Origin of the sequence: Bradyrhizobium centrosematis (genome assembly GCF_045571495.1) — a bacterium.
In the GTDB taxonomy this organism is placed as follows: Bacteria; Pseudomonadota; Alphaproteobacteria; order Rhizobiales; family Xanthobacteraceae; genus Bradyrhizobium; species Bradyrhizobium centrosematis.
This window is the reverse complement of the sequence record NZ_CP120703.1, coordinates 1,914,326-1,930,521: the sequence shown is the minus strand read 5'-3', so window position 1 is coordinate 1,930,521 and position 16,196 is coordinate 1,914,326. Positions and strand designations below refer to the sequence as shown.

The 16,196-nt window shown below is 65.3% G+C and carries 7 protein-coding genes; 6 read left to right on the top strand and 1 reads right to left on the bottom strand.

Going from position 1 to position 16,196, the window contains the following annotated elements; genetic code table 11:
• Nucleotides 1-18: 18 nt before the first annotated feature.
• Nucleotides 19-1,980, bottom strand: coding sequence for a 4-alpha-glucanotransferase (malQ, locus tag P6U31_RS09245; RefSeq protein WP_407187893.1), 1,962 nt, complete (start codon nt 1,978-1,980; stop codon nt 19-21).
• A gap of 204 nt (nt 1,981-2,184) precedes the next feature.
• Between malQ and P6U31_RS09240 the strand changes: the two genes are divergently transcribed.
• From P6U31_RS09240 to treY, 6 genes are read left to right on the top strand one after another with little or no spacing between them, the layout of a single operon-like run.
• Entirely contained in the window at nt 2,185-4,131 is a 1,947-nt protein-coding gene (locus tag P6U31_RS09240; protein ID WP_407187892.1) for a maltotransferase domain-containing protein, read from the top strand.
• An 11-nt stretch (nt 4,132-4,142) separates the two neighbouring features.
• The gene (gene treS, locus P6U31_RS09235) at nt 4,143-7,436 is read left to right on the top strand and encodes a maltose alpha-D-glucosyltransferase (protein ID WP_407187891.1); all 3,294 of its coding nucleotides are present in this window, start codon (nt 4,143-4,145) and stop codon (nt 7,434-7,436) included.
• Nucleotides 7,429-9,576, top strand: coding sequence for a 1,4-alpha-glucan branching protein GlgB (gene glgB, locus P6U31_RS09230; RefSeq protein ID WP_407187890.1), 2,148 nt, complete (start codon nt 7,429-7,431; stop codon nt 9,574-9,576). The genes treS and glgB overlap by 8 nt, the downstream gene beginning before the upstream one ends.
• Before the next feature lie 3 nt (nt 9,577-9,579).
• Nucleotides 9,580-11,658 (top strand): glycogen debranching protein GlgX, encoded by a 2,079-nt coding sequence (glgX, locus tag P6U31_RS09225; protein WP_407187889.1) that lies wholly within the window; start codon nt 9,580-9,582, stop codon nt 11,656-11,658.
• Complete coding sequence (gene treZ / locus P6U31_RS09220; RefSeq protein ID WP_407187888.1) at nt 11,655-13,406, top strand: malto-oligosyltrehalose trehalohydrolase; 1,752 nt, start codon at nt 11,655-11,657, stop codon at nt 13,404-13,406. Before glgX ends, treZ begins: the two co-directional genes overlap by 4 nt.
• Before the next feature lies 1 nt (nt 13,407).
• Entirely contained in the window at nt 13,408-16,194 is a 2,787-nt protein-coding gene (treY, locus tag P6U31_RS09215; RefSeq protein WP_407187887.1) for a malto-oligosyltrehalose synthase, read from the top strand.
• Nucleotides 16,195-16,196 lie beyond the last annotated feature (2 nt).

Genomic DNA, 16,196 nt, shown 5'->3' with positions numbered 1-16,196 from the left:
CCCGAGAAGCCCGGCTTTTCAACTCCCGTTGGTCAACGACCGTTCCCGAGTCGCCGCTCGCAAGGCCGTGAGGTCGATCTTCGCGGCGATCTTGTCGAGCGCGACCGGAAGGCGTTGGCGCCAGTTCGGGTGCTCGTCGATCGTGCCGGGAATGTTGGGCTGGTCGATCACGCCGAGCAGATCCTCCATCGACACCGCGAGCAGTCGCGACGGCGTGCGCGACAGGAAGGCCAAGACCGAATAGAGGTCGTTGGCGTCGATGCCGTTCTGACGCAGGATCTCGTCGAGCCTGCCGAGCGCATCCCAGCGCGCCTGGTCGTTCTCGCCGGGATCGAGCCCGAGCGAACGTTTCATCTTGAGATCGCCAAAGGAGCGCCAGCCGGCATAGGTCGACAGGTCATGCGTGTTCAGCGTGACCAGTGCATTCGGGCGGTAATGGTCGACGTTGCGGAAATGGCCGGCATCGTCGCGCTCGAACATCATGACGAGATAAGACCAGATGCCGAAATCCTGCATCGTCTCGCGGAAGCCTTCCGGCACGGTGCCGAGATCCTCGCCGATCACGATGCATTTGTGGGCCGCGCTCTCGCGCGCCACGACGCCAAGCAGCGCCTCGAACGGCATCTGCACATAGGCGCCGTTATCCGGCTTGAAGCCGCGCGGCACCAGATAGAGCCGCTTCAGGCCGAGCACGTGATCGAGCCGGATGGCGCCGGCATGGCGCATCGAAGCCGCGAGCATGTCGGCGAACGGCACGAAGGATTGCGCCTCCAGGCCGCCAGCGTTGAAGCCCGCAAGCCCCCAGTCCTGGCCGATGGTGTTGAGCACGTCGGGCGGTGCGCCGACGGCGAGATGACGGGAGATCGCCGTCTGCTCGTTCCAGGCATCGAAGCCGTTGGATTGCACGCCCACTGCGACGTCGAGATAGAGCCCGACACGCATGCCGAGCTGGCTGGCAAGCTCCTTGGCGGCGTGCAGCTGGCTATCCGCCGTCCATTGCACAAATTCGACGAACTCGACCTCGCGCTTGTCGGGGCCATTGCGCAGCTCGGCGCATTTGGTCTCGTCCGGCTGCTGCCATTCGGACGGCCATTCCCACCACGGCCGGTTGAAGCGATGGCGCAGCGCCTCGAAGCAGGCAAACCGCGACAACAGCGGCGCGCGGGCGGCGCGGAAGGCATCGAACGCCTTGCGGCGCGACGCGCTCGCGCTCGTCACGAAGCTGTTATAGGCGGCGCGCAGGCCCAGCCATTTCAACGCCGCCATGTCGGCATAAGGCACGTGGTCGCCTTGGCGCAGACGGGCGGCGGTCGCGGCCGCGTCGGGCACGAGGTCGGCCGAGAATTCGGGAATGGCCTCGACGTCGATATAGAGCGGATTGAGGAACAGCCGGCTGTTCGGCGAATAGGGGCTGCAATCGGCCGGATGGTCGTCGAACAGGACGTGCAGCGGATTGAGCCCGACGCCGTCGGCCCCGAGCTGCTTGGCGAGCCGGACCAGGTCCGCAAGATCAGTGAAATCGCCGATGCCCCAATTGCGGTTCGACCGGACGCTGTAGAGCTGCACGGCGAGCAGCCAGCCGCGGTCGAAATCGCCGCCGAAGGCCCGCTCGGGCGCCACAATCATCGGCACCTCTTCCGTCACACCTGCGGCATCGGTCAGTGTCAACCGGTGATAGCCGAGCGGCAGGCCGGCGGGCCAGGCGATCACGGTCTCGCGCGTCTCGCCTTCCGCAATCGATTTGCCGCCCGCGGTCAAATTCCATTTGAGCGGCGGCGCGCCGATTGCCGCCAATTCCGTGCGCGGATGTCCGAGCGCTCGAACCACGACCGGCCCGTTGACGAAGCGGTAAACCCGCTTCTCCGGCAGGGCGTCAAGGATGGACTTGAGGGCCACGGGATCGGTGACCCGCAGCTTGCCGAGGGCATCGATGAATTCGGACTGAACGCCCTTGATCCGGGCTTGAGCTAAAAGATCCATACGGCACGCAGCTTGCAGGCCATGATTTGGCCGGGGGCATCAATTTTAAGGAGGTCGCGGAAGAGGTTAGTCAGGGGTAACTCGCAAACTGCGCTTGCCGTTCCCCAGGGAACCAATGACGCACAAGCGGCTTTCTATAGTGGTACCAAGCGCGGGTTCCCGGCAAGGGAAACGGGCTCCTGCTTTCTTGTCAATGGCATCACCGTGAACAAGACAATTCAAACTGTCGAAAGTGCCGCAGCCGGCGGCGCTTTCCTCATCGAAGACGTCTTTCCCGCGATCGACGGCGGCCGCTTCGCCGTGAAGCGGATCGCGGGCGACCGCGTCGAGGTGTGGGCCGATGTCTACCGCGACGGCGACGCCGTGGTCGGGGCCGCGCTGCTCTGGCGGCCCGAGCAGGAGCGGGACTGGCGGCGCGAGCCGATGGTCCATCACGGCAATGACCGCTGGTCCGGCGCGTTCACACCGGTTGAGCCCGGTCAATATGTCTATGCGATCGAAGCCTGGACCGACGAGTTCGCCACCTGGTCCCACGCCGTCATGCGCAAGCAGCGCGCCGGCGCCGATGTCAGCCTCGATGCGCTCGAAGGTGCTGGACTTCTGACCAAGGCGTATGCGGCGCGGCAGGACGCCGCTGCGGTCATCGTCAGGCAATGCGAGGATTACCTGCAAACCGGCGATGTCACCTCGCTGCTTGCGGCCGAGCTCGGCGATGCCATGGCCGAGAGCCAGTCCCGGCCCGACCTGACCCGCTCGCAGCCTTTCCCGCTGACCATCGACCGCGACAGAGCGCGGTTCGGCGCCTGGTATCAGATGATGCCGCGCAGCCAGAGCCGGATCCCTGGCCACCACGGCACGCTGCGCGACTGCATCGCGCGCGTGCCGGACATCGCCGCGATGGGTTTTGACGTGCTCTATTTCACGCCGATCCACCCCATCGGCCGCAGCCGCCGCAAGGGTCGCAACAATGCGCCGGTGGCGACCGAAGGCGAGCCCGGCTCACCCTACGCGATCGGCGCCGCCGAGGGTGGCCACGATGCGCTGCATCCCGAGCTCGGCACCATCGAGGATTTCCGCGCGCTGGTTGCGACATGTCTCGAATACGGGCTCGAGCTTGCGCTCGACTTCGCCGTGCAATGCTCACCGGACCATCCCTGGCTGACGCAGCATCCGGAATGGTTCAAATGGCGGCCGGACCGCTCGGTGCGGGCGGCGGACGGCCCCTATTCGGACATCGTGATCCCCGACTTCGCCTCGGTCGACCGCATCGGCCTGTGGAACGCCTTTCGCGATGCCATGCTGTTCTGGATCGACCAAGGCGTCACCATCTTCGCCATCGACAATCACGACACCGCGCCGTTTGCCTTCTGGGACTGGCTGATCCGCGACATCCGCCGCCGTCATCCCGAGGTGATCCTGTTCTCCAAGACCTTTGCGCGGCCGAAGCTGATGAAGGGCCTCGCCAAGCTCGGCTTTGCGCAGTCCTTCACCTATTTCCCCTGGCGCACGTCGCGATGGGAATTGGAGCAATATCTCGGCGAGCTGACGCGCTATCCCGAGCGCGACTTCTATCGTCCGAACCTGTTCGTCAACACGCTCGACCTGCTGCCCTATCATCTCCAGAGCGGAGACGCCTGGATGTTCAAGTCGCGCATTGCGCTGGCCGCGACGTTATCAGGCAGCTACGGCATGTACAGCGGCTTCGAGCTGCTGGAACATGCGGCGATCCCCGGCCGGGAGGAATATCTCGATTCCGAGAAATATCAGATCCGGCAGCGGGACTGGGAGAAGCCCGGCAACATCAAATCCTACATCGCCGACCTCAACCGCATCCGCAACGACAACGCCGCGCTTCAGCAGACCGCGAACTTGCGTTTTCTCAATATCGAAGACGGCGAGACGATCGCCTTCGTCAAGGAGGCGGCCGAGCCCGCCAACACCGTCGTCATCGTGATCGCGCTGTCCGGTCGCGTGCGCGAATCCTGGCTGCCGCTCGGCGACGTCACCGTTGACGCCGCCGGGCAGCGGCACCATGTGACGACACTCGAAAATCTTCTCACCGGCGAACAGTCCCGCATCGAATGGGGCGGGATCAGGTTGCGTATCGATCCCGACCGAGATCCGGCGCTTCTGTTCCGCTGCCTGGCGTAAGGGGCCACGCCATGAACGTTTTGTCTTCCGTCGACACCAAGAAGGCCGAGGCTGCCGAGATCGTGGATGAGCTCTGGTACAAGGACGCCATCATCTACCAGCTCCACGTCAAGGCCTTCGCCGACAGCAACAATGACGGCATCGGCGACTTCGCCGGACTGACCGAGAAGCTGCCCTATCTGCAGGAGCTCGGCGTCACCGCGCTGTGGCTGCTGCCGTTCTATCCCTCGCCCGGCCGCGACGACGGCTACGACATCGCCGACTACGGCTCGGTCAATCCCGATTTCGGCACGATGAAGGACTTCAAGCGCTTCATCCAGGAAGCGCAGCGCCGCGGCTTGCGCGTCATCACCGAGCTCGTCGTCAACCACACCTCGGACCAGCACAAATGGTTCAAGCGCGCGCGCCGCAGCCACCCCGGCTCGAGCGCGCGCAACTGGTATGTCTGGAGCGACACCGACCAGAAATACCAGGGCACGCGCATCATCTTCACCGACACGGAGAAATCGAACTGGACCTGGGACCCGGAAGCCGGTGCGTTCTACTGGCACCGCTTCTTCTCGCATCAGCCCGATCTCAATTTCGACAATCCGCGCGTGGTGAGCGCCATCATCCAGGTGATGAAGCGCTGGCTCGACGCCGGTGTCGACGGCTTCCGGCTGGATGCCATTCCCTATCTATGCGAACGCGAGGGCACGTCGAACGAGAACCTTCCCGAGACGCATGCGATCATCAAGCGCCTGCGCCAGGAGCTCGACGCCTACTCCAAGGGCAAGCTGTTGCTCGCCGAGGCCAATCAATGGCCGGAGGACGTGCAGGAATATTTCGGCCGTGGCGACGAGTGCCACATGGCCTATCACTTCCCGCTGATGCCGCGCATCTACATGGCGATCGCGCAGGAAGACCGTTTCCCGATCACCGACATCTTGCGCCAGACGCCTGATATTCCCGCTAGCTGCCAGTGGGCGCTGTTCCTGCGCAACCACGACGAGCTGACGCTGGAGATGGTCACCGACGTCGAGCGCGACTATCTCTGGACCACCTACGCCAACGACCCGCGCGCACGCATCAATGTCGGCATCCGCAGGCGCCTTGCGCCGCTGATGGACAACGACCGGCGCAAGATCGAATTGATGAACTCGCTGCTGCTGTCCTTCCCCGGCACGCCGATCATCTATTACGGCGACGAGATCGGGATGGGCGACAACATCTATCTCGGCGACCGCAACGGCGTGCGCACGCCGATGCAGTGGAGCCCGGACCGCAACGGCGGCTTCTCGCGCTGCGACCCGGCTCGCCTCTACGCGCCGCTGATCATGGATCCGGTCTATGGCTACGAATCGGTCAACGTCGAGGCGCAGTCGCGCAGCCTGTCGTCGCTGCTCAGCGCCACCAAGCGGCTGATCTCGGTACGCAAGTCGACGCTCGCCTTCGGCCGGGGCACCATGACTTTCATCCGCCCGGCCAATCGCGCCGTGCTCGCCTATGTCCGGCAATATCGCGACGAGGTCATCCTGTGCGTCGCCAATCTGTCGCGTGCCGCGCAAGCCACCGAGCTCGACCTGTCGCCGTGGAAGGACCGCATCCCGCAGGAGATGCTCGGCCGCACCCGCTTCCCGGCGATCGGCGAGCTGCCCTACATGATCACGCTGGGGCCTTACGGCTTCTACTGGTTCCAGCTTCAGGAGCGCGACAAGTCCGAGCCGGTGACGCCGCGCGCGGTGCCGGAGTTCGAAACCCTGGTCGTGCCGGTGAATTCGAACTGGGTGTCGCTCGCCCGCGAGCGCGGCGTGTTCGAGCGCGACGTGCTGCCGGGATTCCTGTCACGGACGCGGTGGTACCCGGAGCACAATCCCAAGCACATCAAGACCGTGCTGACCTCGGCGGTGCCGTTCTGCGACATCGGCGACAACCGGCCCTGGATCGCGTTCTTCGAGAACAAGCAAGAGGAATCGACGACACGTTACGTGCTGCCGCTGCAGATCGAGTGGGTGCGCTTCGACCGCGAGCGATTCAACCCGAAGGCGCTCGCCGCCGTGCGCCAGGGCGCCCGCGAAGGCACGCTGCTCGACGTCGCGACCGAGCAGATCTTCATCGGCCTGTTCCTGCGCAACCTGTCGCAGGATCTGGTCGTGGAAGAGAACAATCTGCGGCTCGAATTCAAGGCGACCAGCCGGTTCGCCGACTACATCATCAAGGAGCCCGAGCGCATCCGCGCAATCGAGCAATCGAACAGCACCGCGCTGGTCGACAACCAGTACGTCGCCAAGATCTACCGCCAGCTCGAAAGCGGAGTCAGCCCCGAGATCGAGATCGGCCACTATCTCACCGAGGTCGCGCGCTTCGCCAACACTCCCGCCCTGCTCGGCAGCGTCGAATTGGTCGAAGGCGAGCAGCGCAGCACGCTCGGCGTGCTGCATGCCTTCGTCGAGAACCAGGGCGACGGCTGGACGGTGACCACGGGATACCTCGATCGCTACATCGACGAGCAGCGCGTCTTGCCGGCCGAGGAAATGCCGCGCGAGACCCAGGAGCAGGCGCCCTATCTGCATTTTATCGCGCAGATCGGCCGCAGGCTCGCCGAGCTGCACGTCGCGCTCGCCGCGGCCAAGTCCGACGATCTCGCCCCGGCGCCGATCGACCCTGCCCAGATCAAGGCCGCGGTGTCCGACCTCAAAGCGCGTGCCGAGCGGGTTCTCGACCAGCTGGCCGACAACCGCGACGGGCTGCGGGAGGCGGACCGGCCCCTGATTGACCGGCTCATTGCGGTGCGTGCGAGCCTGCCGGACCACCTGAATGCGCTATTGCCTTCCGGGATCGGGGGGTTGAACATCCGTCATCATGGCGACTTCCGCCTTGGGCAAACTCTGATCGTGAAGGACGACATCTTCATCATCGATTTCGACGGCAACCCGCGCCGGCCCCTGGCCGACAGGCGGCGCAAGGCGCCCGCCGCGCGCGACGTCGCCGGACTGATCCGCTCGATCGATGCTTCGGTCACCGCGGCGCTGAGCCGCGCGCTCACGGGCGCTTCCGACGAGCAGGGCCGGATCGCGGCCGCACTCGACGAATGGCGCGAGCGAGCCACCACCGTCTTCCTGTCCACCTATCGCGAAGCCATGACCGATCGGCGGCTATGGCCGGAGGACCGGCAATCCGCGGAAGGCTTATTAAGGTTCTTCATGCTTGACCAGGCCTTCGATGAGTTGGAGTACGAGCTGTCCCACCGGCCCGAGGGGCTCCATGCGCCGCTGACCGGACTGCTTCGCATTCTGTCCAGTACCGAGAGCGAAGCCCATGCCTAAACTGCCTGCCGAGGCCTATGCGATCATCGAGGGCCGCCATTCCGACCCCTTCCACTATCTCGGGCTCCATCCCGAGGGCGGCCGCAGCGTGGTGCGCGCGTTCCTGCCCGAGGCCTCCAATGTCGAGGCGATCGGAGAACATGGCGAGGTCGCACCGCTCGACCGGGTGCACGATGCCGGGCTGTTCATCGGCGCCCTGCCCAACGGCTCCAAGCACTATCAGTTGCGCGCAAAATTCGGCAACAATGTCGTCGAATTCGAGGATGCCTACCGCTTTCCACCGATCCTGACGGATTTCGACCTGTACCTGCTCGGCGAGGGCACCCACCAGCGGCTCTACGACAAGCTCGGCGCGCATCCGATGCGGCTCGAGGGCATCGATGGCATCGGCTTCGTGGTGCTGGCGCCGAACGCACGCCGCGTATCGGTGGTCGGTGATTTCAATTTCTGGGACGGACGGCGCCATCCGATGCGGGTACGCGGCGCCGGATATTGGGAATTGTTCATTCCGCATGCAAAGTCCGGCGATCACTACAAGTTCGAGATCATCGGCCCCCACGGCCATCTGCTGCCGCTGAAATCCGATCCGCTGGCGTTTGCGAGCGAGGTCCGGCCGAAGACAGCCTCCATCGTCTTCGACGAGGCGCATCTGCCGCGCCCGCGCCCGGCGCCCGACGGCATCAACGCCCTGTCGGCGCCGATGTCGATCTACGAGGTCCATCTGGGCTCGTGGCGGCGCAAGGACAACAATGAATGGCTGACCTATCGCGAGCTCGCCGAGCAGCTGCCGGCCTACGCCCGCGACATGGGCTTCACCCATCTCGAATTCCTGCCCGTCAGCGAGCACCCGTTCGACGGCTCCTGGGGCTATCAGCCGACCGGCCTCTATGCGCCGACGAGCCGCTTCGGGAGCCCGGAGGATTTCGCCGCGCTGATCGATGCCTGCCACCGCGAAGGCATCGGCGTGCTGCTCGACTGGGTGCCCGGTCACTTCCCCGACGATCCGCACGGGCTCGGCAGCTTCGACGGCACCGCGCTCTACGAACACGCCAACCCGCTCCAGGGCCGCCACCTCGACTGGGGCACGCTGATCTACAATTACGGCCGCACCGAAGTCACGAACTTCCTGGTGTCGAACGCGCTGTTCTGGATGGAGCGCTATGCGGTCGACGGGCTGCGCGTCGATGCCGTCGCGTCCATGCTCTATCTCGACTACAGCCGGCCGCCCGGCGCGTGGATCCCGAACCAGTATGGCGGCCGCGAAAACATCGAGGCGATCAACTTCCTGCGCCGCTTCAACACCGAGGTCTTCGCGCGCTTCCCGCAGGCGACCACGGCGGCCGAGGAGTCCACCGCCTGGCCGCAGGTCTCGCGGCCGGTCGAATTCGGCGGGCTCGGCTTCGGCTACAAGTGGAACATGGGATGGATGCACGACACGCTGAACTACATCAGCAAGGATCCGATCCACCGCAAGTACCACCATGGCGAGATCCTGTTCGGCCTCCACTACGCGTTCTCGGAAAATTTCATCCTGCCGCTGTCTCACGACGAGGTCGTGCACGGCAAGCGCTCGATCCTCGGCCGCATGCCCGGTGACGAGTGGCAGCGCTTTGCGAACCTGCGCGCCTATTACAGCTTCATGTTCGGCCACCCCGGCAAGAAGCTCTTGTTCATGGGGGCCGAGATCGCGCAGAGCAGCGAGTGGAATCACGACCGGTCGCTCGACTGGCACCTGCTCGAATACAAGTACCATTCCGGCATCCAGGCGCTGATCCGGGACCTCAACCGGCTCTATCGCGCGGTGCCGGCGCTGCACCAGATGGACTGCGACCAGGCCGGTTTCGAATGGCTGATCACGGACGACGCCAACCGCAACGTGTTCGGCTGGCTCCGCAAGGGCTTCGACGAGCACGCGCGCTGTCTCGTCATCGTCAACTTCTCTCCCAACGTCTATCGCAATTACGGCGTTCGCGTCCCCTTTGCCGGCAAATGGAAGGAAGTGTTCAACTCGGACTCCGACCATTATGGCGGTAGCAATGTCGGGAACATCGGCGAGGTCCAGGCCGTTGAAGGCAAGACGCCCGAGCTCCGCCTCACCATTCCGCCGCTCGCCGCGATCTTCCTCGTTCCGGAAAGCTGACACATGCGCCTGACTGCTGGATCGCCCGCACGCCTCGGCGCAAGCTGGGACGGACGCGGCACCAATTTCGCGCTGTTCTCCGCCAACGCACAGAAGGTCGAGCTCTGCCTGTTCGACGCACAAGGCCGCCGCGAGCTCGAACGGATCGAGCTGCCGGAGCGGACCGAGGACGTCTGGCACGGCTATCTCAACGACGTCTCGCCCGGCCAGCTCTACGGCTATCGCGTCCACGGCCCCTACGAGCCCGAGCACGGTCACCGCTTCAACGCCAACAAGCTGCTGCTCGATCCCTATGCCAAGCGGCTCGCCGGGCGTCTGGTCTGGAGCGATGCGCATTTTGCCTACCGCACCGGCTCGCCGCGCGAGGATCTGTCCTTCGACCGCCGCGACAACGCGCGCGGCATGCCCAAGGCCGTCGTGGTCGACGAGACCTTCAACTGGGGCCGCCGCGAGATCCGTCCCAACATTCCCTGGGAAGACACGATCATCTACGAAGCCCACGTCAAGGGCCTGACGCAGAAGCGCGACGACGTCCCGCCGAACTTGCGCGGCACCTATGGCGGCCTGTCCTCCCCGGCGATGATCGAGCATCTCAAGAAGCTCGGCGTCACCACGATCGAGCTGTTGCCGGTGCACAGCTTCGTCGACGACCGTATCCTGGTGGAAAAGAAGCTCGCCAATTACTGGGGCTACAATACGCTGTCCTTCTTCGCCCCCGAGCCGCGCTACGCTCAGGACAATGCGCTCGATTCCTTCCGCACCACGGTGGCGCGCCTGCACGATGCCGGGATCGAGGTGATGCTCGACGTCGTCTACAATCACACCGCCGAGGGCAACCACCTCGGTCCGACCCTGTGCTACCGCGGCATCGACAACGCCTCCTATTACTGGCTGAACCGCGAGAATCCGCGCTATTACGACGACTTCACCGGCTGCGGCTCGTCGGTCAATCTCACCCATCCGCGCGTGCTGCAGATGGTGATGGACTCCTTGCGCTACTGGGTCGAGGTCTGCCACGTCGACGGCTTCCGTTTCGACCTCGCCACCACGCTGGCGCGTGGGCCCAACGGCTTTGATCGCGGCATCTCGTTCCTGACCGCGATCCGGCAGGATCCGGTGCTGGCGACCGTCAAGCTCGTCGCCGAACCCTGGGACCTCGGCCTCGGCGGCTATCAGGTCGGCGCATTCCCCTCGCAATGGTCGGAATGGAACGATCGCTATCGCAGCGCGATGCGCCGCTACTGGAGCGGCGAAGGCAGCCTGATCGGCGACATCTCCAGCCGTATGACCGCGTCCTCCGACCTGTTCAACCACGACGGAAGGCGGCCGCGCGCCAGCATCAACCACATCACCGTCCATGACGGCTTCACGCTCGCCGACCTCTTCAGCTACAACGAGAAGCACAACGAGGCCAATGGCGAGGACAACCGCGACGGCTCCAACGACAACCACAGCAATAATTGCGGTGTCGAGGGCCCGACCGACGATCCCCAGATCCTCGGGCTGCGCCGCCAGCTTCGCAAGAACGTGCTGGCCTGCCTGATGCTGGCGCAGGGCGTTCCGCTGATCCTCGCCGGCGACGAGGTCGGCAACTCGCAGTCCGGCAACAATAACGCCTATTGCCAGGACAACGAGATCGGCTGGATCGGCTGGGACAATCTGGGCAAGGACGGCGACGATATGGTCGATTTCGTCGGCCATCTCGCCGACATCCGCCGCCGGTTCTCGCAGCTTCGCAGCCACCGCTGGCTCGACGGACGGCCAGCGGACGGCCTTTCTTATGGCGCGCTGTGGCTGACGCCTGAAGGCAACGAGATGACGGAGAGCGACTGGACATTCCCGGATGGGCGGTTCCTCTCCTATGTGATGGGCCCGATGGAACCGGGCAGCGCCGCGATCTTTATCGTATTGAACGCCGCCCCCGAAGAGATCGCATTCAAATTGCCCAAGATGACCGAGTATAAGAGCTGGCAGCAGATCCTGAACACGACCGATGCCAAGCTGAATACGATCGACTTCCCGCCCGGAAGCGACAGCAAGGCGCCGCCGCGCTCCGTACTCGCCTTCGCGGGGGCGCTATGAGGCCATCCTTCGGGGCCAAGCCGACGAAGGACGGCGTGTCGTTTCGCCTGTGGGCACCGGCCGCGCGCCGCGTCGACCTCCTGCTCGATCGAAGACACGCGATGCAGCGCCGGCAAGATGGCTGGTATGTCGCCGAGATCGCCGGCCTTACCGCCGGCAGCCCCTACAAGTTCAGAATCGACGACGAGATCGACGTGCCCGATCCGGCCTCGGCTTTCCAGCCCGAGGACGTGTTCGGCCCGAGCGAGGTGATCGATCACGACGCCTTCGTGTGGCGCGCGCGCGATTGGCGCGGCCGCCCGTGGGAAGAGACGGTGCTGATCGAGACCCATGTCGGCACCTTCACCTCGAACGGCACTTACCGCGCCATGATCGACAAGCTCGATCATCTCGCCGCAACCGGCATCACCGCGCTGGAGCTGATGCCGCTCGCCGATTTTGCAGGACGCCGCGGCTGGGGCTATGACGGCGTGCTGTGGTATGCGCCGGACAGCGTTTACGGCCGCCCCGAAGACCTCAAGGCGCTGATCGACGAGGCCCATTTGCGCGGGCTGATGGTGTTCCTCGACGTCGTCTATAATCATTTCGGGCCCGAGGGAAATTACCTCGGCCGCTATGCGCCGAGCTTCTTCACCGACGCGCATACGCCTTGGGGCAGCACGATCGATTATCGCGTGCCGCAGGTGCGGGCGTTCGCGGTCGAGAATGCGCTGTCATGGCTCAGCGACTACCGTTTCGACGGCCTGCGGCTGGATGCCGCCAATCACATCATGGCGATCCCCGGCGAGCAGTCGATGCTGCAGGACCTCAGCGTCGCCGCCGGAGAGCTCGCCAAGGCCACGGGGCGGCACATCCACCTCGTGCTGGAGAATGGCGACAATCGCGCCAGCCTGCTCGACGCCGCGCAGGAGCCGCCGAACGGCAAATATCGCGCACAGTGGAACGACGACTATCATCACGTCTGGCACGTGATGCTGACCGGCGAGCTCGCCGGCTACTACGCCGATTATCAAACGCCGCGCCTCGATCTGGCGCGGGCGCTGGCCTCCGGCTTCGTCTATCAGGGCGAGATTTCGGAGTTCTGGGGCAAGAAGCCCCGCGGCGAGCCGAGCGGCGAGCTGCCGCCTTCGACCTTCGTCAATTTCCTGCAGAACCACGACCAGATCGGCAACCGTCCGCTCGGCGACCGGCTCGAAAGCCTGGCATCGCCGCAGCAGATCGAGGCGGCGCTCGCGGTGACCCTGCTGGCGCCGATGGTGCCAATGCTGTTTCAGGGCGAGGAGTGGGGCTCGACAGTGCCCTTCCCGTTCTTCTGCGACTTCCAGGGCGGACTTGCCGACGCCGTCCGCAAGGGGCGACGGCAGGAGTATGCCTGGGCCTATGAGAAATACGGCGACGAGGTGCCCGATCCGCTCGATCCGGCCACGCTGCAATCGGCCATGCTCGACTGGACCGGCCGCACGCCGCAGCAGGACGCACGGCTCGCGCTGGTCCGGAAGCTGCTCGCGCTTCGCCGCAAGGAGATCATGCCGCGGCTGAAGGGTGCGCGCTTCGGCGAGGCCGAGGCGGCCGACGATGGCCTGCTCACCGCGCATTGGCTGATGGGCGACGGCACGGCGCTGCGCCTCGTCGCCAATCTGTCGGACCACGAGATCACATCCAAGATCAGCGCGGGCACGCCAATCTGGGGTGGCGAGACCGGCGACCGGCTTCCGCCCTGGTCGGTGGTCTGGCGCCTCGGAGGTTAGGATGCCTCCCGCCGTTCCGCTCGCGACCTACCGGCTCCAGCTCACCGCGGATTTCGACTTCGACAAGGCCGCCGCGGTCGTGCCTTACCTCAAGGCGCTGGGGATCACGCATCTCTACGCCTCGCCGGTGATGAAGGCGCGCAAGGGCTCGACCCACGGCTACGACACCGTCGATCACGGCCAGTTCAATCCCGAGCTCGGCGGCGAAGCCGGCTTCGCACGCCTGAGCGAGGCTCTCAGGCAGCACGACCTCGGCCTGATCATCGATTTCGTGCCCAACCATGTCGGCGTGCATTTTGCCGACAATCCCTGGTGGCTGGACGTGCTGGAATGGGGCCAGGCCTCGCCGCACGCGGTCTCCTTCGACATCGACTGGGACCTGCTGCCCTATCGCGCCCGCGGCGGCGTGCTGCTGCCGATCCTCGGGGCATCCTATGGCGAGGCGCTCGAGCGCGGCGAGATCGAGCTGCGCTACGACCCGGATCAGGGAAGCTTTTCCGCCTGGTATTTCGAGCATCGTCTTCCGATCGCGCCGGAGCGCTATGGCGAGATGCTGCGGATGATCGTCAAGGAGGCGGACGCGGCGGAAACCGAGCCCGGCCAACGCCTGCTCGCGCTTGCGGCGCGCTACACGGGATTGCGCCGCCCCAACCGCAAGGAAGCTCCCGCCTTCAAATCCGAGCTCAGCGAGATCGCCGGCGCGGCCGACCTCATCGCGCGAGGTCTTGCCGCCTATCGCGCCGGCAAGGATCGCCCTGCGCAGACGCTCGCCCTGCATCATCTGCTCGAGCGGCAGCATTACAAGCTCGGCCATTGGCGGCTCGCCTCCAGCGACATCAATTACCGCCGCTTCTTCGACGTCAACGGCCTCGCCGGCCTGCGCGTCGAGGACGCGAGCACCTTCGCCGCCACCCACCGGCTGGTGAAGCAGCTCATTACCGCCGGCAAGCTGCAAGGCATTCGCCTCGATCACATCGACGGCCTGCGCGACCCCGCACAATATTGCCAGCGCCTGCGCCGCCTGGTGCGCGACGCGCAAGGCAATACGAAGCCGCTCTACACGGTGATCGAGAAGATCCTGTGCGAGCACGAGCGCCTGCCGCACTTCGCCGGCGTTCAGGGCACCACCGGCTATGAATGGATGAACGTGATTACGCAGGTGCTGGTCGACGCCAAGGGGCTGGAGGCGCTCGACGAGACCTGGCGGCAGATCAGCAACCGGCCGCCGCGGCTTGCACCTTACGTCAAGGATGCCAAGAGGCGCGTGCTGGAGACGCTGCTCACCAGCGAATTCACCGTGCTGACGCAACTGCTCGCGCGCATCGCCAACGGGCACTACTCGACCCGGGATTTCTCCACCGACAGCCTGCGGCAGGCGCTGGAACTCTATGTGCTGCATTTCCCGGTGTACCGCACTTATCTCACCAACAGCGGACCGACGGCCGCCGACCGCAAGCTGATCGACGACACCATTGCGCGCGCCCGCGCGGAATGGTTCGCCGCCGACGAAGGCATCTTCGATTTCCTGCGCGACGCCCTGACCATGGACCTGCTCAAGCCCGGCCGCCCTCCGCACAGCGCCCCGCGCGTGCGCCGCTTCGCGCTGAAGGTGCAGCAATTCACCGGGCCGATGATGGCGAAGTCGCTCGAGGACACTGCGTTCTATCAATTCCACCGGCTGCTCGCGCTGAACGAGGTCGGCGGCGATCCCGCCAGCACTGGCCTTTCGATCCCCGCCTTCCACGAGACCATGCAGGCCCGCGCCAAGGAATGGCCGCTGGGAATGACGGCAACCGCCACCCACGACACCAAACGCGGCGAGGATGCCCGCGCGCGCATCGCGGCGCTCAGCGAAATTCCCGGCGAATGGACCAGCGCGGTCTCGCGCTGGAAGGTGTTGAACGCGCCGCACCTCGCGCTGCAGGGCAATTTCCGCGCGCCGTCGGCGACGTTCGAATACATGCTCTACCAGACGCTGCTCGGTGCCTGGCCGCTGGGGAGCACGATTGATGCCGGCTTCGTCGAGCGCATCCAGGCCTATGCGCTGAAGGCCGCACGCGAAGGCAAGGAAGAGACCAGCTGGCTCAATCCGCACGAGGCCTATGAGGACGGCGTCAAGAGCTTCGTCGACAAGATTCTCGACCCCGCACTGTCAGGCGAATTCCTGGAGGCGCTGCAAACGCTGGCGCGCCGCGTCGCCCTGCTCGGCATGTTGAACTCGCTGAGCCAGCTCACCCTCAAGGCGACGCTGCCCGGCGTGCCGGACTTCTACCAAGGCACCGAGTTCTGGGACCTGTCGCTGGTCGACCCCGACAACCGCCGCCCGGTCGACTTTGCCGCACGGCAAACGGCGCTCAGCGCGCTGGACGATCCGGATTGGGCCGGCCTGATCAAGAGCTGGCCGGATGGACGGATCAAGCTGGCCTGGACCCGGCATCTTCTCAAGCTGCGCAACCAGCTCGCCGACGTCTTCGCGCAAGGCGACTACCAGCCACTTCCGGTGCACGGCCCACATGCCGACCATGTCATCGGCTTCGCCCGCCGCCATGGCCGCAACGCGGCCATCGTCGTGGTCGGCCGTCACTTCGCGCCGTTCACGCAAGCGGGTCGGGAATGGCCCGCGCCGGAGGGCTTTGACGCCGCCGTCGACCTGACCGGTTACACCGCGCCCGGCCTTGCCGGTGGTGAATTGCCGCTCGCGCAGGCGTTCCGGAATTTTCCCGCTGTCGTCATCGAGGCCCGCACGGCAAGCGCGATCAGGCCCGCGCGGCCGCGCGTACGCGCCTGAAA

Bases quoted from the DNA above. Each gene is read 5' to 3' on its own strand.
- malQ (WP_407187893.1), bottom strand. From the start codon at position 1,980: ATGGATCTTTTAGCTCAAGCCCGGATCAAGGGCGTTCAGTCCGAATTC.
- treS (WP_407187891.1), top strand. From the start codon at position 4,143: ATGAACGTTTTGTCTTCCGTCGACACCAAGAAGGCCGAGGCTGCCGAG.
- glgB (WP_407187890.1), top strand. From the start codon at position 7,429: ATGCCTAAACTGCCTGCCGAGGCCTATGCGATCATCGAGGGCCGCCAT.
- glgX (WP_407187889.1), top strand. From the start codon at position 9,580: ATGCGCCTGACTGCTGGATCGCCCGCACGCCTCGGCGCAAGCTGGGAC.
- treZ (WP_407187888.1), top strand. From the start codon at position 11,655: ATGAGGCCATCCTTCGGGGCCAAGCCGACGAAGGACGGCGTGTCGTTT.
- treY (WP_407187887.1), top strand. From the start codon at position 13,408: ATGCCTCCCGCCGTTCCGCTCGCGACCTACCGGCTCCAGCTCACCGCG.